Annotated in this window: 20 protein-coding genes; 5 read left to right on the forward strand and 15 right to left on the reverse strand. The window is 57.6% G+C overall.

Features of this window, described 5'->3' with window-relative positions; all coding sequences use genetic code 11:
• Positions 1–3: 3 nt before the first annotated feature.
• The 6 genes from JYG33_RS05320 to JYG33_RS05345 all read right to left on the reverse strand — a co-directional run bounded on the left by JYG33_RS05320 (position 4) and on the right by JYG33_RS05345 (position 7,422).
• Complete coding sequence (locus JYG33_RS05320; protein WP_207874985.1) at positions 4–1,410, reverse strand: FimV/HubP family polar landmark protein; 1,407 nt, start codon at positions 1,408–1,410, stop codon at positions 4–6.
• Between the two features lie 2 nt (positions 1,411–1,412).
• On the reverse strand, positions 1,413–2,537 hold the full coding sequence (gene asd / locus JYG33_RS05325; protein ID WP_207874986.1) for an aspartate-semialdehyde dehydrogenase: 1,125 nt from the start codon (positions 2,535–2,537) through the stop codon (positions 1,413–1,415).
• Positions 2,538–2,582: 45 nt separating this feature from the next.
• On the reverse strand, positions 2,583–3,659 hold the full coding sequence (gene leuB, locus JYG33_RS05330; protein WP_086059920.1) for a 3-isopropylmalate dehydrogenase: 1,077 nt from the start codon (positions 3,657–3,659) through the stop codon (positions 2,583–2,585).
• 119 nt (positions 3,660–3,778) lie between these two features.
• Complete coding sequence (gene leuD, locus JYG33_RS05335) at positions 3,779–4,423, reverse strand: 3-isopropylmalate dehydratase small subunit (RefSeq protein ID WP_207874987.1); 645 nt, start codon at positions 4,421–4,423, stop codon at positions 3,779–3,781.
• 13 nt (positions 4,424–4,436) lie between these two features.
• Positions 4,437–5,840, reverse strand: coding sequence for a 3-isopropylmalate dehydratase large subunit (gene leuC, locus JYG33_RS05340; RefSeq protein ID WP_207874988.1), 1,404 nt, complete (start codon positions 5,838–5,840; stop codon positions 4,437–4,439).
• Between the two features lie 151 nt (positions 5,841–5,991).
• On the reverse strand, positions 5,992–7,422 hold the full coding sequence (locus JYG33_RS05345) for a PLP-dependent aminotransferase family protein (protein WP_207874989.1): 1,431 nt from the start codon (positions 7,420–7,422) through the stop codon (positions 5,992–5,994).
• 174 nt (positions 7,423–7,596) lie between these two features.
• Between JYG33_RS05345 and JYG33_RS05350 the strand changes: the two genes are divergently transcribed.
• Positions 7,597–8,028 carry a carboxymuconolactone decarboxylase family protein gene (locus tag JYG33_RS05350; protein ID WP_207874990.1) on the forward strand — a complete coding sequence of 144 codons (432 nt, stop codon included), beginning with the start codon at positions 7,597–7,599 and terminating at the stop codon, positions 8,026–8,028.
• A 146-nt stretch (positions 8,029–8,174) separates the two neighbouring features.
• Here JYG33_RS05350 and JYG33_RS05355 read toward each other — a convergent pair whose 3' ends face one another.
• The 7 genes from JYG33_RS05355 to JYG33_RS05385 all read right to left on the reverse strand — a co-directional run bounded on the left by JYG33_RS05355 (position 8,175) and on the right by JYG33_RS05385 (position 15,029).
• On the reverse strand, positions 8,175–8,675 hold the full coding sequence (locus JYG33_RS05355) for a heme-binding protein (protein WP_207874991.1): 501 nt from the start codon (positions 8,673–8,675) through the stop codon (positions 8,175–8,177).
• Positions 8,676–8,769: 94 nt separating this feature from the next.
• Positions 8,770–9,408: a response regulator gene (locus JYG33_RS05360; protein ID WP_207874992.1), complete on the reverse strand. Its 639-nt coding sequence runs from the start codon at positions 9,406–9,408 to the stop codon at positions 8,770–8,772.
• Complete coding sequence (locus JYG33_RS05365) at positions 9,405–10,871, reverse strand: ATP-binding protein (protein ID WP_207874993.1); 1,467 nt, start codon at positions 10,869–10,871, stop codon at positions 9,405–9,407. Before JYG33_RS05365 ends, JYG33_RS05360 begins: the two co-directional genes overlap by 4 nt.
• A 216-nt stretch (positions 10,872–11,087) precedes the next feature.
• Complete coding sequence (locus tag JYG33_RS05370) at positions 11,088–11,915, reverse strand: M48 family metallopeptidase (protein WP_207874994.1); 828 nt, start codon at positions 11,913–11,915, stop codon at positions 11,088–11,090.
• A gap of 66 nt (positions 11,916–11,981) precedes the next feature.
• Positions 11,982–13,043 (reverse strand): chorismate synthase, encoded by a 1,062-nt coding sequence (gene aroC, locus JYG33_RS05375; RefSeq protein WP_207874995.1) that lies wholly within the window; start codon positions 13,041–13,043, stop codon positions 11,982–11,984.
• A 98-nt stretch (positions 13,044–13,141) separates the two neighbouring features.
• On the reverse strand, positions 13,142–14,608 hold the full coding sequence (locus tag JYG33_RS05380; protein WP_207874996.1) for a protein adenylyltransferase SelO: 1,467 nt from the start codon (positions 14,606–14,608) through the stop codon (positions 13,142–13,144).
• 10 nt (positions 14,609–14,618) lie between these two features.
• Entirely contained in the window at positions 14,619–15,029 is a 411-nt protein-coding gene (locus JYG33_RS05385; RefSeq protein ID WP_035274661.1) for a DUF2069 domain-containing protein, read from the reverse strand.
• Positions 15,030–15,085: 56 nt separating this feature from the next.
• On the opposite strand from JYG33_RS05385, the gene JYG33_RS05390 reads away from it, so the two are divergent.
• Positions 15,086–16,471, forward strand: coding sequence for a YihY family inner membrane protein (locus tag JYG33_RS05390; RefSeq protein ID WP_207874997.1), 1,386 nt, complete (start codon positions 15,086–15,088; stop codon positions 16,469–16,471).
• A complete protein-coding gene (locus JYG33_RS05395) occupies positions 16,455–16,916 on the forward strand; it encodes a CBS domain-containing protein (RefSeq protein WP_207874998.1) in 462 nt (153 codons plus the stop codon). The genes JYG33_RS05390 and JYG33_RS05395 overlap by 17 nt, the downstream gene beginning before the upstream one ends.
• A 20-nt stretch (positions 16,917–16,936) precedes the next feature.
• On the opposite strand, the gene dusA is transcribed toward JYG33_RS05395, so the two are convergent.
• Complete coding sequence (gene dusA / locus JYG33_RS05400; protein ID WP_243430279.1) at positions 16,937–17,929, reverse strand: tRNA dihydrouridine(20/20a) synthase DusA; 993 nt, start codon at positions 17,927–17,929, stop codon at positions 16,937–16,939.
• A gap of 203 nt (positions 17,930–18,132) precedes the next feature.
• Between dusA and JYG33_RS05405 the strand changes: the two genes are divergently transcribed.
• Both JYG33_RS05405 and JYG33_RS05410 read left to right on the forward strand, forming a co-directional pair.
• The gene (locus JYG33_RS05405) at positions 18,133–19,104 is read left to right on the forward strand and encodes a homoserine kinase (RefSeq protein ID WP_207874999.1); all 972 of its coding nucleotides are present in this window, start codon (positions 18,133–18,135) and stop codon (positions 19,102–19,104) included.
• 14 nt (positions 19,105–19,118) lie between these two features.
• Entirely contained in the window at positions 19,119–19,895 is a 777-nt protein-coding gene (locus JYG33_RS05410; RefSeq protein ID WP_207875000.1) for a BPSS1780 family membrane protein, read from the forward strand.
• A gap of 5 nt (positions 19,896–19,900) precedes the next feature.
• Here JYG33_RS05410 and JYG33_RS05415 read toward each other — a convergent pair whose 3' ends face one another.
• Complete coding sequence (locus JYG33_RS05415) at positions 19,901–21,283, reverse strand: efflux transporter outer membrane subunit (protein WP_207875001.1); 1,383 nt, start codon at positions 21,281–21,283, stop codon at positions 19,901–19,903.

Raw genomic sequence — 21,283 nt, forward strand, 5'->3', positions numbered from 1 at the left:
GCCTTACTGACGTACAGGAGGCTCGTCCGAAGGCGGCTCATCCAGATCCAGATTGATTTTTTCCAGTTTTTCCCGGACCATCGCTTCGCTGACAGGCGCAGGAGAATCATCGCCATTGCGGTTTTCACTATTGGCACGACGCAAGACCCAGGTCACCAGGACCACGATCAACGCCAGTACCACGGCCATCACGGCCAACATATGTTCTTGAATCCAGGACACGGTCTTTTTTGCCTTGTTAACTGCACCGGCCATCTTGCCCTGTTCGGACTCGGAAGGCACGGTAATCGCTCCTGCCACGGCGGCAGAAGATGCGGCGCCCGAAGCGCCAGAATGGGTGTTGCTAGTCGCAGCGTCACTGCCCGAATCGCTCAGACCCAGCTCATTAGCCGAGTCCAGAACCAAATCCTTGGCGGCCTCGCCTTGGGACTGCAAGGCACGACCCAAAGTAGACACATTGTCTTCCAGTTGCGAGACGCGATCACCGGTCTCGCGCAACTCGTGTTGCAACTGCTGTTTGGCATCACGGGCCTCGGCCCCTGCCGACAGCAGCAAACGATCTTGACCCTGGCCTTGAGCACCCGACTCAGCAGAGCCTGTTTGTGCCACCCCTTGGGACGCATCAGCCTGGTCCTGCCCTGCCTGTGCGGCGGAGCGCAAGGCCTGAGCCTGATCCACATAGAAGCGACGAGCCTGAGCATCGTCAATCGACAACATAGTCGCCGCATCAGGCACTTGCAGTGTCTTGCCTGCTTTCAGGCGGTGCATATTCTGATCGATAAACGCATCAGGATTCTGCTTTTGTACCGCCATCATCCACTGATAGGAGCTGACACCGTCCACGGCATGGCGGCGAGCCAGCGCATGCAAGGTATCGCCCGATTTCACGCGTACTGCGCTTTGGGCCTGCACATTGGATGAAGAAGTCGAAGCCGAAACCTGTACCGATACAGGGGCCTGATGGCCTGCAGGTGCCTGGGTCGCTGCCTTCACGGCCACCGGGGCCGGAGCCAGAACGCTGACCTGATGCAGGAACTGCCCGCTATCACTTTGAATCTGCAAGAGCACATCGGCGACCGAGCCGGAGAACATCTGCTCGGAAGACAATCGAATGCGCCGTACTTGCCCCTGCCCGTCCCGATCCATCACGGCTTTCAACGAAGCCAGATCCACCGGAGGGGTCAAGCCAGCCTGTTGCCAGGCCGACAAGGGAGCCGGTGCCACTTTCAAGGACAGGCTTTCTTCAGGGCTGATCTGTCGAATACCCACATCCAGCTTGAAAACCTGATTCGGAGCGGACACCAAACGACTATGGCCGATTTCCAAAGCGGAAACCGGCGCGGCCGCCAGCATCCCGGCCACTAGCAGGGCCGAACCCAGCGTACGTACAGGATGCAGACGGCCAGCCATGATTAGAGCTCGCCCAAAGCGATGCGCAGCATGCGGCGCAGCGGTTCAGCCGCACCCCACAGCAACTGGTCGCCCACTGTGAAGGCGCTCAGGTACTCGGGGCCCATGTTCAGCTTGCGCAGACGGCCAACGGGGATATCCAGCGTGCCGGTCACGGCAACAGGAGTCAGAGCCTGAACCGTTGCTTGACGCTCGTTAGGAATCACTTTGGCCCACTTGGAACCTTCAGCCAGGATGTCGGTGATCTCGTCCAGCGGAACATCACGCGTCATCTTGATGGTCAAAGCCTGGCTGTGGCAGCGCATGGCACCAATACGTACACACAAACCGTCGATAGGAATGTGCTTGTCCTGTGCACCACGGCCCAGGATCTTGTTGGTTTCCACACCAGCTTTCCACTCTTCGCGCGTCATGCCATTGCCCAGGTCGGAATCGATCCAGGGAATCAGGCTGCCGCCCAGCGGTACGCCGAAGTTTTTCTGAGGCAAGTTAGGATCACGCTGTGTCTGCAAGACACCGCGGTCGATATCCAGAATGGCCGATGCCGGGTCGTCCAGCAGGCTGGAGACGGACTGGTTGATCAGACCGAACTGAGTCAGCAGTTCGCGCATGTGTTGTGCGCCACCGCCCGAAGCCGCCTGGTAGGTCATGCTGGTCATCCACTCAACCAGATTCTGGTTGAACAGACCGCCCAGACCCATCAGCATGCAGCTAACGGTACAGTTGCCACCGATGAACTGCTTGCCACCTTTGGCCAGTGCAGCATCAATAACAGGACGGTTGACCGGGTCCAGCACGATCACGGAGTTTTCGTCCATGCGCAGCGTGCTGGCCGCGTCAATCCACAAACCGTTCCAGCCAGCAGCACGCAGCTTGGGGTAGATCTGGCTTGTGTAATCTCCACCCTGGGCGGTCACAATAATTGGCAACTTTTTCAAAGCGTCAATATCGTGAGCATCCTGCAATGCGCCAGCACCGTCAGCCCACGAAGGAGCTGCGCCGCCAGCATTGCTAGTCGAGAAAAACACCGGCTGAAAAAGGGAAAAATCGCCTTCGTCGCGCATGCGCTGCATGAGCACGGAGCCCACCATCCCACGCCAGCCGACCAAACCTACCGCTTGAGTCATGGTAATACCACCTGGATATATAAAAAAATAAAACGATAAAAGATACTATCGCAAAGCCTTGAGCACTGCATCCCCCATAGCACTGGTGCTCAGCAATTGGCAACCGTCTTCGTAGATGTCGCCGGTACGCAGACCTTGTTCGAGCACGCTGGCAACCGCCGCTTCGATACGCTTGGCCTGGTCTTCTGCATTGAGCGAATAGCGCAGCAACATGGCAGCGGACAAAATAGTGGCCAAAGGATTGGCCTTGTCCTGACCGGCGATATCGGGTGCCGAGCCGTGGCTGGGTTCGTACAAACCTTGCTGGGATGCGTTCAGGGACGCCGAGGGCAACATACCAATGGAGCCCGTCAACATGGCTGCTTCATCCGATAGAATATCTCCAAACAGGTTGCCTGTGACAATCACGTCGAATTCTTTTGGTGCACGCACCAATTGCATGGCGGCATTGTCCACGTACATATGGCTCAATTCCACGTCCGGATATTCACGGGCCACATCAATCATGATGTCGCGCCAGAACTGCGATGTTTCCAGCACATTGGACTTGTCCACGCTGCACAAACGCTTTTGACGCTTTTGGGCAGCCTGGAAACCCACATGGGCAATACGGCGCACTTCGCTTTCAGCGTAGTGCATGGTGTCAAAACCCTGACGCTCGCCCGCGAAATTACCCTCTTCCACGGTACGCACGCCACGCGGCTGACCGAAGTAGATATCGCCTGTCAGCTCACGCACGATCAGGATATCCAGACCGGACACGACTTCTGGTTTCAGGGTGGAGGCGTTAGCCAATTGTGGGTACAGGATGGCGGGACGCAGGTTGGCGAACAGGCCCATGGCACGACGCAGGCCCAGAATGGCTTGCTCGGGGCGAAGGTGACGTTCCAGCGAGTCGTATTTCCAGTCGCCCACGGCGCCGAACAGCACGGCATCGGAGCTTTGAGCCAGGCTCAGTGTTTCGGGTGGCAGGGGGTGGCCGTGCAAATCGTAAGCGGCGCCGCCCACGGGAGCCACGGTCATTTCCAGATCCATGCCCAGAGCGCCCAGCACACGCTGAGCCTGTTCGGTAATCTCGGGACCGATGCCATCACCGGGCAATACTGCAATTTTATGAGTCATGATGAGTAGGACGTAAAAATTAGGGAGTAAGAGTGAAGAACTCCGGCCTGAAGGCCGGAGCATCTTGGCCGCCTAGAAAGGCAGCAACAGCGAGACTTCTACAAAACCTGCACCCAGGCTCAAGGTTGCCCAACCAGCCAGGGGTGGCGGGCCAGACGCTCGGCTTCGTACTGACGAATCATGTCCGCTTTCTGCAAGGTCAGACCAATTTCATCCAGACCATTCAAAAGGCTGTGTTTGCGCGAGGCATCAATCGTAAAGGACAACTCACGACCTTCAGGCGTAATGACGCGCTGCTCGGCCAGATCAATACGCAGCTTGTAGCCAGGAAAGGCTTTGACTTCGTCGAACAGACGGGCAATATCCAGCTCGTTCAGGACGATAGGCAACAAGCCGTTCTTGAAGCTGTTGTTGAAGAAAATATCGGCAAAGGACGGCGCGATAATGGCGCGAAAGCCAAATTGCATCAAAGCCCAGGGAGCGTGCTCACGGCTGGAGCCACAGCCAAAGTTCTTGCGGGCCAGCAGCACGGAAGCGCCCTGGTAGCGGTCCTGGTTCAACACGAAGTCCGGGTTCAGCGGGCGGCGGGAATTATCCATGCCAGGCTCGCCGTGATCCAGATAGCGCAGTTCATCAAACAAGTTGGGGCCAAAGCCGGTGCGCTTGATGGATTTGAGGAACTGCTTGGGGATGATCAAGTCCGTATCCACGTTCTCCCGATCCAAGGGAGCGACCAGACCTTCATGAGTAGTAAATGCTTGCATGGTGTGGATTTCCTCAGTTGAACGAACGCACGTCGACAAAATGGCCGGCAATGGCAGCCGCCGCCGCCATGGCTGGGCTGACCAGGTGGGTACGACCACCCTGACCCTGACGTCCTTCAAAGTTACGGTTGGAGGTCGAAGCGCAACGCTCGCCGGGTTCCAGACGGTCGGCGTTCATGGCCAGACACATGGAGCAACCAGGTTCACGCCACTCAAAACCGGCGTTCAGGAAAATCTTGTCCAGGCCTTCTTGCTCGGCCTGACGTTTCACCAGACCGGAACCTGGAACAATCATGGCTTGCTTGACGTTGGACGCCACTTTGCGACCTTTGGCCACGCTGGCAGCCGCACGCAAGTCTTCAATACGGGCATTGGTACAGGAGCCGATGAATACGCGATCAATGCGGATGTCGGTCAAAGGCATATTGGGCGTCAGGCCCATGTACTCCAGCGCGCGTTCCATACCGTTGCGAGCGACTTCGTCTTTTTCTTTTTCTGGATCGGGTACACGGCTGTCAATAGGCAGCACCATTTCGGGCGAGGTGCCCCAGGTCAGTTGAGGCGTGATCTGGCTGGCATCAATGCGGACAACGTGATCAAACTGCGCGCCTTCGTCGGTGTGCAAGGTGCTCCAGTAAGCCACGGCCTGATCCCACAACACGCCTTTAGGCGAGTAAGGACGGCCACGCAGGTACTGAATGGTTTGCTCATCCACGGCCACCATGCCCGAACGTGCACCGGCTTCAATCGCCATATTGCACACGGTCATGCGGCCTTCCATGGTCAGTGCGCGAATGGCCGAACCACCGAATTCAATGGCATAACCCGTACCACCGGCAGTCCCGATCTGACCGATCACGTACAGGATCAAGTCCTTGGCGGTACAGCCGAAAGGCAGTTTGCCATCCACCTGGATCAGCATGCTTTTGCTTTTCTTCATCAGCAAGGTCTGGGTGGCCAGCGTGTGCTCAACCTCGGACGTGCCGATACCGAAGGCCAAAGCGCCCACCGCACCGTGCGTACTGGTGTGGGAGTCGCCACACACCACAGTCATGCCGGGCAAGGTCGCGCCTTGCTCGGGGCCGACGATGTGCACAATGCCCTGACGCACGTCGTTCATGCGGAACTCGGTAATACCGAATTCTTCACAGTTGGCATCCAGGGTATCGACTTGCAGGCGCGAGATCGGATCTTCAATACCGTTCTGGCGGGAGGTGGTGGGGACGTTGTGGTCGGCCACGGCCAGGTTGGCACTGATGCGCCAAGGCTTGCGGTCGGCCAGTGTCAGGCCTTCAAAGGCCTGGGGGCTGGTCACTTCATGCAGCAAGTGGCGATCAATGTAGATCAAACAGGTGCCATCCGTGTCCTGATGCACGACGTGTTCGTCGAACAACTTATCGTATAAGGTTTTTGCCATTGCGCTCTCGCGATTCAGTTGAGATTACAGCCCGCACGGAGCCGGCTGCACATAAATTTTTTCTTATTATGACAGGCGCAGTAACTGGGACAAGACCAGTTGCTATCCTAGTATTGGAACTACTAGGATAGATTCGAGCTAGAAAAGCGCATTAAGCAAAATATCCAGCCATAGCCGCGCTCAAACGTCGCACCCAATCATCCGCCATGCTCTGGTCGCTGATATTGGCAAAACCCATTAACAAGCCCTTATGCACGGCAGGCGACATTTGCCAGTCACTCAATGCCTGCACCGCCAGGCCTTTTGCCTGTGCCGCCTGTGCCAGAGACCGATCATCTTCTGACTGTTTCAGATTCGCGAGCACATGAATCCCGCCTGCCTGGGCCTGCACCTGCAAGCGCTCTCCGACATGTTGCTCCAGTGCATGCACCAGGCAGGAACGTCGTTGCGCGTACAACGTCCGCATTTTGCGCAGGTGGCGCGCAAAATAGCCCTGCTCCAAAAAACCAGCCACCGTGGCTTGCGTCAGGATAGAGCCCGGCCCACCTGAATAATGAGCCACCTGCCGGAAGCGCTCGATCTGAGACATGGGCACGACCAAGTACGCCAGACGCAAACCGGGATTCAGGACTTTGCTGAAGGTGCCGGTATAGATCACCCGCTCGTCCCTATCCAGACTTTTCAGAGCGGGTAAAGGACGACCGTGATAGCGGAATTCGCTGTCGTAATCATCCTCCACAACCCAGGCTTGTTCTTGCCGCGCCCAATCCAGCAACTGCAGCCGTCTGGACAGGGACATGGCCATCCCCATCGGGCTTTGATGCGTCGGCGTCACAATGGCAAAGCGCGCCTGCGCGTACCGCTCCTGTGCGAGGGGAACATTCAGGCCTTCAGCATCCAAAGGCACTGGCTGCACCTTCATCCCGGCCTGCATCAGAAACTGGCGGGCAAATATATAGCCAGGGTCTTCATACCAGCCCATGTCACCGGGATTCAGGACACTGCGACACACCAATTCCAGCGTTCCCCAGTACCCAGCCGTAATAAATACTTGCTCAGGCACGCAAGCGATGCCACGCGACACGCCCAGATAGGCCGCAATGGCACGACGCAGCGGTGCATAACCTACCGGGTCGGGATAGCGCATGGCCCGCGCACCCAATGCACGCTGATTATGATTGGCCAGACGAGCCCAGGTCTTACGTGGAAAGGCATCCAGCGCTGGCAAGCCCAGTTGAAACGGCAAAGGCGGAGCATCTTCCGAAGGCACATAAGGTGAAGACCGGGGTGGAGAGGCCGGCACGCTGGCGTAGCGGCTTGCATCCAGACGGGCTAACTGCGGCGACACCACGGTACCGGCAGGCCCTCGCGCCAGAAAATAGCCCTCGCCCAGCAGGATTTGATAGGCCTGCTCGACCGTCCCCTTTGCCACATTCAACTCACTGGCCAGGCTGCGCACCGACGGCACCCTATCGCCAGGGCGCAACTGACCCGCCGCAATAGCGTCCCGGAAACGCAGGTACAACTGTTGGTAAATGGGTGTGCCCGGCTCCCGGCTAGGTTTCCACTGGCTCAGGGCCATATCTATGTCCTAGTGATTTTTTGATTTCTTGTCACTTATAACTAGGACATTACTCATGGAGAATCAACAAGTAAAGCAGGCAGCCGATTTATTGATCGTAGCGGTTTAAGCACTTCAATCACTCAGCACAAACGCTGCCTTCGGCCCCCTCCTCTTTTTTCGGCTGGATACCTGATGATCACTCTTCGCCTTCCCTACGACACCCTGTCTCCCAAAGCCTATCAAGGCCTGCTGCAAACGAAACTGGCCCTGGACAAAAGCAGCCTGGGCAAAGAGTTGATTGAGCTGGTGAATTTGCGGATTTCGCAAATCAACGGCTGCTCCTACTGCCTGGAAATGCACGCAGCCTCCCTGCGCGGCTCAGGCGTTGCGAATGCCAAGATAGACAGCCTGGCAGGCTGGCGTGTCAGTGCGCACTTTGACGAACGCGAACGCGCAGCCCTGGAATGGACAGAGTCCGTGGTGGATGTGGCTCACACCCATGCACCCGACGAGCACTTCGAGCCCTTGAAAGCCTATTTCAATGATGCCGAAATCTCGGACCTGACTTTTGCGATTGCCTTGATGAGCGCCTTCAATCGCCTCGCCATCAGCATGCGCAAGTAAACGCGAGGGATGATTCTGCAATCGCTGCACTACTTCGAGCTTGAACCGCTCGTCGTACTTAGCCATGTAATAACCCCAAAGGTTGGAATAATGTCCAACTTTCGGGGGTCAGCTCAGGCGCGGTTCCCCAATCTGCAGGGATGCAATTATTTCAGATCGGCCTTGAGGGTTTCCAAGGCTGCTACGGCACACGCTTCATCCAGGTGCCCGCCAGGCGCGCCGCCCACGCCGATGGCGCCTATCGTGTCATTGTCAACCTTGACCGGCACACCACCGCCCAGCAGCAGAAAACCCTGGATATCGCCCAGATTGGCGGCGCCAGCATTTTTCTGCGAACCTTCCAGCATGGCGCTGGTGAGACCGCGCGCCGAAGCGGACGTATAGGCCTTGTCGATGCTGGCATTGACGGTATGCGGACCGGCCTGGTCAGCGCGTTGGAGCGCACGCAGCACACCAGCGCGATCGACCACAGCCACCGACACGTTGTAGCCTTTGGCCGAACATTGCTTGACGGTTTCGGCAGCCAGACGATTGGCCAGATCCAGGGAGATGTTTTTTTCGGTCAGCACACCCTGGGCCTGAGCGGCGCCAGCGGCGAACAACAAAGCCATCAGAAGGGAAGAGCGCAACATAGCGGTAATCTCCATTTATCAGTTCCGACACCATTGTCGGCATGGAAAAACTATACTTGCGCCGCCCGAACGGGACTATTCGGGCGCTTACCCTCGCATCTACGTAGTTTTACGGAGAGACACTCACCAAGCTGGCGTAATGCCGAATCAGGTGGGCCAGGTTATCGACCTGCAGTTTGGCAAACAGGTTGGCGCGATGGGTTTCAACCGTACGGGGCGACAGCGACAGCGCCCGACCTATCTCCTTATTGGTCAAGCCCTCGACAATCAGCGCCAGTACCTCGCGCTCGCGCTCGGACAAACTTGTGTAACGCTCACGCGCCCATTGATCAGCCGCAAGACGCTCGCGGCGACGCACGTGCTGGCGCACGGCCTGCTGGACCGTGTCCAGCAGCACATCGTCACTGACCGGCTTTTCCAGGAACTCGACAGCACCCGCCTTGAAGGCGCGCCGGCACATGTCCACCGTGCCGTGCCCGGTCAACAGAATAATGGGCTGATCCACGCCTTGCTCGACCAGAGTATCGAGCAGGGTCAATCCACTGATGCCGGGCATGCGCACATCCAGAATCAAGGCCCCGATAGACTGCCGATCGAAAGACTCCAGAAACTGTTGCGGATCCGCCCAAGTCTGCACCCGTAACCCTACCGTGCTGATCAGCAAGGACAAGCTTTGACGCACGGCGGCATCATCGTCCAGCAGATGGATCAAGGGCGACAGGCTAGAGCCATTTTCGGTCAGATTCATGATGATTCTTCATCCACTCGCTGCAGTTCCAGCGCAAACGCGGCCCCGCCCTTGGAATCATTGAACGCTGTCAAGCCGCCGCCCATGGCCTGAGCCAGCGACTCGCTCAGACTCAGGCCCAAGCCCAGACCGTCGGAACGTGTTGTAAAGAAGGGCTCGAACACGCGAGCCAAATGCTGCGGGTCTATTCCCGGGCCATTGTCACGCACGATCAAGTCCACGCGCCCTTGTCGTCGCTGCACCTCAAGCCAGATGCAGGGATTGCTGGTCTGGGCGGCGCCCAAAGCGGATACAGCATTATTGAGCAGATTATGGATGATTTGTCCGAGCGCCACGGGCTCGCCGACAACAACGACATCGTGTGAAGGAAGGCATTTTTCCAGGGTAATGCCATGCCGCTCCAACTCCGGCATCAGCAAGTGCACAGACTCGTCCAGCACCTGCGTCAAGGACACCGGACGGCACTGCTCAGCCAGTCCGCTTTCACGCAAACTGTGTCGCAGGCCCGTCAGCACGCTGGCCGCACGCTTAATCTGTTCCACCGAATGCGTCATGGCCTCGCGTGCCGGTTCCAGATCGGGAGGATCTTCCTGCAAAAGCCTCAGGCTGGCTTGTGTATTGGCCAGCACGGAGGTCAAAGGCTGGTTCAATTCATGTGCCAGGCCCGCGGCCATTTCGCCAAGCGCATTCAAGCGGGCTACCTGACCGATACGTAGCAGCTCCTGAGCACGTAAGGTCTGTTCACGTTGTTTGCGCACATAGATGACCAACGCCACCAGCAAGGCGCTGGCCAGGGCGAACAGTGCCGCCTGCCCCCAAGGCAGGTCGGCATAACTCAGGACGCGGCGCGTGTGCAATTGAAAGGGTTGGCTGGTGGAAGCCAGCGTCTTGACCGACTGGAATACCACAGGTCCGGCATCGTCCAATCCTGGGCTGATCACCCATTGTTGATCCTGCCATTCCAGCACCACGCGCACAGGACTGCCATTACGCTGAAAAGGCCATTCGTCCCAGACGATGGCGGCATTCAAATCCAGTTGTACGGCAAAGCTGGCCGGGTGCGCCGCCACCAGCAGAACATAACGCCCTTGCGCCAGCCGCACATCCGTCAACACGGCACGCTCGGCCTTTAGAGACTGCAACTGCGCCTGCTGCCATTGGGGATTGGTCCACGCGGTGCCACTCTCTTGACGATAAATCGCCATGACCTGGGGAAAGATGGCTTCCAGCGCTCCCAGACGTTCTATCCGCTGCACGGGCGGCTGCAACAGGGCGAGCATCTGCAAAATGGCGTCCTGCTGAGCCAGACGCTGGCCCAGCAGCCGGTAGGCTATATTGCTTTGCACCGTGAATGCCTCCTGCTGCCTCGCCAGTTCAGCGCGCGTCAGCATGGTGGCGCCAGTCAAAGACAGGCCGAGCCAAATCAAAAAACCATACAGAAAGGTACGATGGCGCGATTTCATGGGTGCATGTTGAAGATGGGAGCCAATCAGATAAATAGGCCAACTGGCCCGGAAAACCAGACTTTCCTATATTAAACAATGCCCCTGTCCCGCGCCGTTGCAGCCGGTAAGGTCTGAATCCTCAAGGCCGACGGCACCTTCTGCAAGCGCATGTTTCAAGGACCGTCGACCAAGGGCATTCTTCATTTCAAATGCGATATCAGAAAAACCAACCTTTCACGGCTTGGCCGCCTGCTGATACAAAGGCATGACCCGTTCCGAGATCGCCTGCAAATCCGCAATGCGGGTAGAGGAAGCCGGGTGGGTGGACAGGAATTCCGGCTGACTTCTGCCCTGCTCCAAGGCGCCCATCTTCTGCCACAAGGTCACCGCCGCACGCGGGTCGTAGCCAGCACGAGCGGCCAGTTCAACCCCAATCAAATCCGCTTCAGATTCATGGGTGCGGCTATTAGGCAGTTCAAACATGACTTCGCTCAAAGTCCCGCCCAGATCATTCACGGCTTGGACGCCGGTCAGAGCGGAGAGCACCGTCAAACCAAAAGAAGTCGCCATTTTCTGGGAAACCTGTTCACGCGAGTGCTCGCGCAAAGCATGGGCGATTTCATGACCAATGACGGCAGCCAGTTCCGCGTCGCTAGGCTGAATCCGTTTGATCAGGCCATTGAAAACCGCCATCTTGCCACCCGGCATGCACCAGGCATTGACTTCGTCCTCGTTAATGACGTGAACTTCCCAGTTCCAGGAACGGGCGTCAGCTCGGAACACACCGACTTGATCAATCAAGCGTTGAGCAATGGTTTTAACGCGTCGGGTCTGGGCCGCATCCGTATCCAGCGCCTTTTGCTGCCGTGCTTGAGACAAGACCTGTGCATAGTTCTGGGCGGCCGCCTGATTCAGCTCGGCCTCGGAGACCAGATTGGAGATGAATTGTTTGCGCTCGACACCGACCGTCCCGCTTTCTGTGGTCTGCACCGTGGCACAGCCCGTCATGGCCAGGAGTAAACCCGCCGCCAAAAAGCGTTTTCCTTTCGCAATACCTTTCATGCTCAGCTCCAAGAAACAAACCTGACAAGAAAATGAAGTGCTAGGTTCCTGCGCAAACGCTTAGATTCAGACACCACACTGCGAGCGATGACGCAGGCAATGATCCATCAGCACAATCGCCAGCAACGCTTCGGCAATCGGCGTGGCACGAATACCCACGCAAGGATCATGACGACCCAGTGTCTGGACCTCGACCGCTTCGCCAGCCCGATTCACAGAAGGACGCATGGTGCGAATGCTGGCGGTCGGCTTGATCGCCAAAGAGACCGTTACAGCCTGCCCCGAGGAAATCCCGCCCAGCACGCCACCGGCCTGATTGGTCTTGAAACCATCCGGGTACAGCGCATCCCCGTGCTCCGAGCCTTTTTGCGTGATGCAGTCAAAGCCAGCACCAATCGATACGCCTTTGACAGCGTTCAAACCCATCATGGCGTGGGCAATATCGGCATCCAGGCGGTCGTAAATAGGCTCGCCCCAACCGGCAGGCACACCTTCAGCCACGACTTCAATTCGGGCACCAATGGATTCGCCTTCTTTACGCAGCTCATCCATATAGGCTTCCAGTTGCGGCACGACGTCCAGATCCGGAGCGTAAAACGGGTTCTGCTCCACGACATCCCAGCTTTTGAACGGAATTTCAATCGGCCCCAACTGGCTCATGTAACCGCGAATCTTCACCCCGAAGTGTTCAGCCAGCCATTTCTTGGCAATCGCACCGGCGGCTACTGTAGGCGCGGTCAAGCGCGCCGAAGAACGGCCACCACCGCGCGGGTCGCGGTTCTCGAATTTCTTCCAGTAGGTGTAGTCGGCATGACCGGGGCGAAAGGTATCCAGCAGATTGCCATAATCCTTGCTGCGCGCATCGGAATTGCGAATTAACAGGCTAATCGGCGTGCCTGTGGTGCGGCCTTCATAAATGCCGGACAGAATTTCTACCTGATCAGGCTCGCGGCGCTGTGTCACGTGGCGCGAGGTGCCTGGACGGCGACGATCCAGTTCAAATTGAATATCTTGTTCAGACAGCTCCAGGCCCGGAGGGCAGCCGTCGATCACTGCGCCAATCGCTGGACCATGAGATTCGCCGTAATTCGTGACGCGGAAGCTTTTACCAAGAGTATTGCCGGACATAGGAAGAGTGAACGCAGAGAAATAGGGAAAAATAAAAGACAGGCACGATTATGGCATTGTTCCCGGATCAGGACATGCCCGGCACCGTGCCCTGCCTTTTAGGAAGAGCAACTGACCGCCAGTTCCGCACTGCCTTCGGGCGGCGGCATGGCGTAGGCCTCAAAACCGGCACGCTCGGTATAGGGATCGCGCAGCAACATCAACAAGGTGTCGATTTCGCTGGCGTCGTCCTTGGCGGCGGCCTGAATGGCCTGCTCGGCCAAATGGTTACGCAAGACATACAAGGGATTGACGCGATTCATGGCCTCGCGCTGTTCGGGCGCATCCGAGCCGTCCAGAGTCAGACGCTGGCTATAGGCTTGCCACCAGGCCTGGGCCTGGTCTTCGGAACCTTCAAACAGGTTCAGGAAGGCCTCGGGAGCCTTGCCTGCCTGTGCCAGGGCACGGAATGACAAAGTGAAATCCGCCCCGCTGTTATGCAGCAAACGCCACCAATCGTCGACCAGTTGAGCATCCTCTTCCCGCCAGCTACGCAGGCCCAGCTTGGCCTGTAAATTGCCGTGATAGCGCTTCAGGAAACTGGCTTCAAAACTTTGCAGATGCTCTTTCAGCGGCTCGGGATCCAGATCCAGCACCATCAGCGCGCTGGCCAGACGGTACAGATTCCAATGCACGATGGCAGGCTGGGCGTTCCAGGCATAACGACCTTGGTTATCGCTGTGATTGCACACGTGATTCACGCGGAATCGGTCCATGAAACCGTAAGGGCCGTAATCAATTGTCAGGCCCAGGATGGACATATTGTCCGTATTCATGACGCCGTGACAGAAACCCACGGTTTGCCAGTCGGCTACCATTTCCGCACTGCGATGCGTCACTGCCTGCAGAAAACGACCTACACGCTCTTGATCGGAATCGCCCTCTACGATTAATTCAGGGTAGAACTCGCGCAACACATAATCCAGCAGTTCTCGCACACGCGCAGGATCATTGGCCCAATGTTCAAACGAACCGAAGCGCACGAAGCTGGGCGCCACACGGGTCACAATCGCCCCGGTTTCCACCGTTTCGCGGTACACCGGCGTATCCGAGCTGACCAAGGCCAGAGCGCGGCTGGTGGCAATGCCCAAGCCCGCCATCGCTTCGCTGGCCAGATACTCACGCACACTGGAGCGCAGCACAGCACGGCCATCACCCATGCGGGAATACGGGGTTTTACCCGCGCCTTTCAACTGCAATTCCTGCTGGCCAGTCGGGGTGTCAATTTGCCCCAGCAAATGCGCCCGGCCATCACCCAACTGCCCGGCCCACACCCCAAACTGATGACCGCTATACACAGCCGACACCGTCAGGCCGCCCGGCAAGGGGGCCTGACCACTGACTACATCTAAAAATTCTTGCTCGCCCAGGCGCGTCACATCCAGGCCCAACTGCGCCGCCAATTCTTTATTGACATGCAGCAGGCGTGCATTGGCCAGAGGCTGAGGCGGCACAACAGTGTGAAAGGCCGAGGGCAAATCGGCAAAACGATGAGCGATGGTCAAGCCATCAAACAAGCTGGACATACAGACCCCCTCAGGCCGACTTGGCGGCTTTTGCAGCCTCGGCTTTCTCGGCCTTGCTGCGCTGCTTGGCCGCTTTCTTGGCAGGCCAGAGATAAAAAATGGCGCAGAAATAGTAAATCAGGGACAAGACGATTTCAGCAATCGCCCAGGGCAGGACTTCCGCTACCGGGTCCGACCAGGCACGCATGACCCCTTCTGCGAAATACAGCAGAATCATCATGGAGGTCCACTGCAGGGTATAGAGATTGCCTTTCAGCACGCTGCGCAGCGGCAGCACTAAAGGAATCACTTTCAGCACCAGCCAGGAGCCGCCGGGTTTCAGGGGCGCAAAATGCAGCTCCCAGGCCAGGCACAAAGCGATCAAGGCGACCAAAGCCAGGGCCGCCACTCGATGAAGTATGGGGTTTAAAGGTTCATGCATGCTGTTATTATCACCTGAACCCTGTCGAAAAGCAGCGTCCGCCGCATCAAACCGCTATGAAAAACGACGAGAACTTCCCTATGCCCTCTGAGCAAGCTGATCAGACAGACTTGAACCCAGATAACACCGATCCTGTATCCCAGCAGGAGTCCCCGCCCTCGCCCGCCCCCACCGCCAAGCATCACTTTTTAAGTGTGGCGCGCTTCGCCATCAAGCGGGTGGCCGAAAAAGACCTGATGAAGGTGGCCTCCAGCCTGACCTACACCACGATTCTGGCCATTGTGCCCATGCTGACGGTGGTGCTGGCGCTGTTCACCGCTTTCCCGCTGTTTCAGGAATTTGAACATGCTCTGGAAGGCTTCCTGACCCGTAATCTGATGCCCGAAGTGGTGTCGGAAAACATCATGCTGTACCTGAACCAGTTTGCCTCCAAGGCCTCGGGCCTGACCGCGGTCGGCAGCTTGTTCCTGATTGTCACGTCCATCATGCTGATCATGACCATTGACGAGACCTTCAACAATATTTTCCAGGTCCATGTGCAGCGACCGCTGGGCCAACGCCTGCTGGTGTACTGGGCCATTATTTCGCTGGGCCCGATTCTGACTGGTGCCAGCCTGTGGGCCACAACCATTCTGGCCAGGGAGTCCTTGGGTTATATCGGCGACTTGTCCGGCATTGTGTCCTTCGCCCTGGCCTACGTGCCCTTCCTGTTCACCGCCCTGGGGCTGACGGCGTTGTTCATGTATGTGCCCAACCGCCGCGTGTGGTGGCGCGATGCCCTGATTGGGGGTGTAGTCACAGCCGCCTTGCTGGAATTGATGAAAGCCGGTTTCGCCTTCTACCTGACCCGCTTTCCCACCTACACGATTATTTACGGCGCCTTTGCCATCCTGCCGATCTTCCTGCTGTGGATCTATATCTCCTGGCTGATCGTCTTGCTGGGTGCCTCCATGGTGGCAATCTTGCCCGATTGGCGTGGCCGCAACTGGGTCAAGACCAATGTGCCCGGCATTGCCTTTACCGATGCCGTGAACCTGCTCTATCAACTGTGGCTGAACCGTCAGAACCAGCAAGGACTCAGCGTCCGTGAACTCAGCCACAAGCTGGAACGCGACCCGGACGAGCTGTACGGAATTTTATGCAAGCTCAAGTCCATGGGGCTGATTGCTGATACCCAGCAGGACAATGACGAGCAGTGGGTACTCAGTTGTGATCTGCGTCAGGTCAGCCTGAAACAACTTACCAAGGCATTTTTGCTGGACCGTGCCCATACGCACGAGGGTCCGCTAGAATATGTATTCAATTATCTTTCTCAGTTTTTCGATCAGCGACTATCCAATCTGGAAGAGCTGTTTGAATCGCCGCAAGGCATTCTGACAGAGCCAGCCACCATACTAAACGCCGATCACGGTCAGGAGACCCAGTATGCTAAAAGTCAGTGAAATCCTGCGTGTCAAGGGAGACACGCTTTATACAGGCACCCCCGAAATGACCGTTGAAAAAGCGGTACAGAGCATGAGCGAGCTGGATATCGGTTCGTTGGTGATCATGGAGCACGGTCAGTTGGTGGGTATGTTGACCTTTCGGGAGATCATTCGCCACTGGCACGCCCAAGGCAATAAAGCCCAGGGTTTTACCGTGCGCAGCATCATGGATGACGCCCCCGTCAGCGTCACCCCCAACACCAGCGCCGACGAAGTGCAGCGCCTGATGCTGAACAACCACGCCCGCTACATGCCAGTGATGGACGGCCCGGTTCTGATGGGGGTTATTTCCTTCTTTGATATGGCCCGCGCCATTGTTCACGCCCAGCAATTCGAGAACAATATGCTTAAAGCCTATATCCGCGACTGGCCTACTGATTCCGAGCAAGCCAACGCGTCCTAAGACGCTGCTTCAGCCAGCCTTTACTGGCGGCTTTGCAACACTTCCCAGGCCTGCGCAAGCAGGCCTGGATCGTTTTTGGCCAACCAGTTGTGATCCGACAAGGTGCGACGCCACTGACGGGCACCCTTCTTGCCATGCGGCCAGCCCAACATGCTTTTAATCACAATGCGCAGCGGCACACCGGCCTGCACATGAGGACGCGCGTAGGCAATCATCTGTTCGACGACCGAGTCTTCATCCAGCAGCACATCCTCGGGCCACAGGCGACGATGAATATCGCTCAAGACCGCCGGAGTATGCCAGGCGGCGCGACCGAGCATTACGCCATCAAACTGCTCTTCCAGCTCCACCGCCTGATCGGTCTCGTGAATACCGCCATTTAGAATGAACAGCGCCTCGGGGAAGTCTTTTTTCAACTGCATGGCCATGTCATAGCGCAGCGGCGGAATTTCCCGATTGTCCTTGGGCGACAAACCCTTCAAGACCGCATTGCGGGCATGAACCGTAAAAACACGGCAACCCGCTTCGAACAAGAGTCCCACAAAATCCCGCACGAAATCATAGGACTCGTTGTAATCCAGACCCAGCCTGTGCTTGACAGTAACGGGTACAGAAACCGCATCCTGCATGGCTTTGACGCAGTCGGCCACCAATTGTGGCTCGTTCATCAGACAGGCACCGAAGGCACCTTTTTGCACGCGCTCCGAGGGGCAACCACAATTCAGATTAATTTCGTCGTAACCCCATTTTTCACCGGCCAGGGCACTGGTCACCAAAGCATCCCGATCACTACCACCCAACTGCAGGGCCACTGGATGCTCCGCCTCATCAAAATCCAGATGGCGCGCCTGATCGCCGTGCGTCAATGCGCCCGTAGTAATCATTTCAGTGAACAGCAAGGCGCGCGGGGCCAGCAGACGATGAAAAAAACGGCTGTGGCGGTCAGTCACGTCAATCATGGGCGCCACACTCAAACGCCACATCTGGCTGTCCGGCATCACAAAAGTAGTCATAAACAGGGGGCAAATCGCCTGATGGCAGGCGTGATCAAAAAGGGAAAACACCCATTTTAATGGTTTCAGCCGACCACAGGATGAAGATAAAGCGCGGTAAATCGCAGCAGGTCTCCAAAAAGCGGGCGCACTGGTCTAAAATCGGCCGTTTGACATACTTGCGCGCCTAATTAGTGCGCCCCAACCGGACCCTCACTGAAAGCATGGCTGTTTTTACTTCTGTCAGCGAACTTGACGCCCGCGAACTGCTGGAACACTACACAATTGGCGAGTTTGTTTCCTTACGTGGCATTACCGCCGGCATTGAAAACACCAATTACTTTCTGAGCACGACTCAGGGTGAGTACGTTCTGACCCTGTTTGAAGTCCTGACGCTGGAACAGCTCCCTTTTTACATTGAGCTGATGCACCACCTGGCGGCCAAAGGCGTTCCGGTGCCGGAACCGATGACCCGCCGCGACGGCAAACGCATCTGTGTCATGCACGGCAAGCCTTGTTCGATTGTGACACGCCTGCGTGGTGGTTACGAGCCCGAGCCCACGGTTGAACACTGCCGCCAGATCGCCCGCACCCAGGCCCAGGCCCACCTGGCCGCTCAGGACTTCCCCCTGGAGCAGCCCAATCTGCGCGGCTTGAGCTGGTGGAAAAGCACCGTCCCTCAAGTCCTGCCCTTTCTGGATGCCAGCCAGTCCGAACTGATTCAGGCCGTCCTGCAAGAACAAAGCAACTTTGCCGATAGCGATACCTATCGCTCCTTGCCACAAGGCCCGGCCCACTGCGACCTGTTCCGCGACAATGTGCTGTTTGCCGGGACCTCGGAAGCGCCACAAATGGGCGGCATCATCGACTTTTACTTTGCCGGTTGCGATACCTGGTTGTTTGACGTGGCCGTGGCCGTGAACGACTGGTGCATTGACCGCCTGAGCGGTGCCTTGAACCTGGAAAAAGCCCAGGCCTGGCTGGAATCCTACGCCCAGGTGCGCCCCTTTACCGAAGCCGAGCACACTGCCTGGCCTATACTGATCCAGGCCGCCGCGCTGCGCTTCTGGATCTCGCGCCTGTACGACTTTTATCTGCCCCGCCCCGCTCAAACCCTCAAACCGCATGACCCGCGGCACTTTGAGCGCGTGTTGCGCCAGCGTCGCGACCATGCTGTACCGGCGCTACCTCGATAAATACGGATACTGATATGCAAGCTGCCAAGCTCCCCTTTCTTTACGGGTGGTACTGGATTCAGGAAGGGTTGCGTTTGTTCAAGCTGCAACCTGCTGCTCTGTTTTTCTGGAGTTTGATCACCTCGATCCTGATCAACCTGAGCAATATCTTCCCCATCATCGGCCAGATGGTGCTGATCGTTCTGGTGCCCACCATGACCTTCATCATCCAGAATGCCTGTCGCCGTATTTATAACGGTGAGGTCATACGCCTGGGCATGTGGACGGAACCCTTGAAACCCGCTCCCGTACGCAACCGCCTGATCAAGCTCGGTTTGATCTATCTGCTGGCGTGTTTGGTCGTGGGCTTTCTGGCGACCTTCCCGTTCGTGAATGAACTGTCGCAATTGATGGACAACAGTAATGCCACCCCGCAAGCCATCATGGCGGCATTTCGCAAACCCATTATTTTGTTCTTCGTGCTGTACCTGGGCCTGTCCGCCCTGTTCTGGCACGCACCCGCCCTGGTAGGCTGGCACGCCATCCCCGTCAAGCAAGCCCTGTTCTTTTCCATGATTGCCTGCTGGCGCAACAAGGCCGCTTTCCTGCTCTACGGCCTGTGCTGGGCGGCTGCCTTTTTCGCCATCCAGACCCTGGGTGAACTGCTGCTGGGTGCGGGTTTAAGCCCAGGCACGGCCACCATGGTGCTGACGCCTATCAATCTGGCAATGGCTGCCATCCTGTACGCCAGCTTCTACCCGGCGTACCGCAGCGTGTTTGGTGATCCGTCGGGCGATACACAAACCGTCTGACAGGCTTACTCCTGAGCCTGCCAAGCCCCTCCCAAAGCACGATACAGGCCCACCGCCGCCAATAGGCGGTCGGCCTGTCGCTGCACAGCGGCATCCTGTGCAGCGTACAAAGAACGCTGCGTATCCAGCAAGCTCAGCACCGACTCCCCCCCCTCGCGATAGCGGGTTTGAGACAGGCTGAAAGCACGGTCTGCCTGCCGTAGAACCTCTTTTTGTGCATCCCATTGCTGCTGAGTCCCAACAACCGCATCCAGCGACATTTGCACGTCCGCGAATCCCTGCAAAATGGCCTGACGATACTGAGCAAGCAATGCCCGACGCTGCGCTATCGCGGCTTCATGCCCCGCTGCCAGACGCCCGGCATTGAAAATCGGAGCTAGCAGGCCACCGGCTAGCAAATAGACCGGGTTATCAAGCTCCTGCGAAAGCTGCCCATCCGCGCCCCCTACTGTTGCCGAGAGCTTCAGGCTGGGAAACATCGCCGCACGGGCAGCCGTCACATCTCCATCGCCAGCCCTGAGCCTGGCTTCGGCGGCCTGTATGTCGGGGCGTCGTACTAGCAGTTCAGAAGGCAGCCCCGCATCCAGAGCCGGTGTGAGCAAATCCGCCAGGTCCCTGGCGGTGGAATCCGGCTTCGTAGTTTGTCCCAACCACAGCGCAAGCAGCGCTTGCGCCTGTGCCGTCTGTTGACGCAGCAAGGCAATGCTCGCCCCTTGCTTGGCCACCAGAGTTTCTTGTTGTGCCAGGGCCAGCGGAGACTCTGAGCCTGCTTGCACACGGGCACGTACCAAGGCTGACAGGCGCTGGGCACTGGCTAGATCGGACTCGGCAATAGCGAGCCGTTGGCGCAAACCATTCATCCTGATCCACGCTGCCGCCGTCTCGGCACTGACTGTCAAAGCGACAGTCTGCGCATCCCATTCACTGGCCACGGCATGAAATACCGCCGACTCACGTTCGGCACTCAAGCGCCCCCAAAGATCGACCTCATAGCTGGCCGTCAGACCCAGTGCAACTTTCGACCCCGCCGTGTCCGGGCTTCCTCCCAACCGCCCCTGTCGGGAAGCATTCAGGTCCATGGAGACTTCCGGCCCGCGTGATGCGCCGACCATGCGCGCCATCGCCCAGGCTTGTTCCAAGCGGGCGAGCGAAACCGCCACATCCTGGTTATTGGCCAAGGCCTGTTCCACCACTGCCCTCAGTTCCTGACTGCCAAACTGTGCCCACCAGTCCTTGGATAGCGCTGCGCCTGCCCTCTCCTGCTGAAGCGGCAAGCGATGCCATTGCTCAGGCAAAGCCAGTTGTGCATCATCAGGGACTGGCTGCACCGCGCAACCGGCCACCAGGACAGCGGCACCGATCAAGGGATATAAAGAAAAACGCGGCAT

Source organism: Alcaligenes sp. SORT26, from assembly GCF_017377875.1.
GTDB classification, from domain to species: domain Bacteria; phylum Pseudomonadota; class Gammaproteobacteria; order Burkholderiales; family Burkholderiaceae_B; genus Alcaligenes; species Alcaligenes parafaecalis.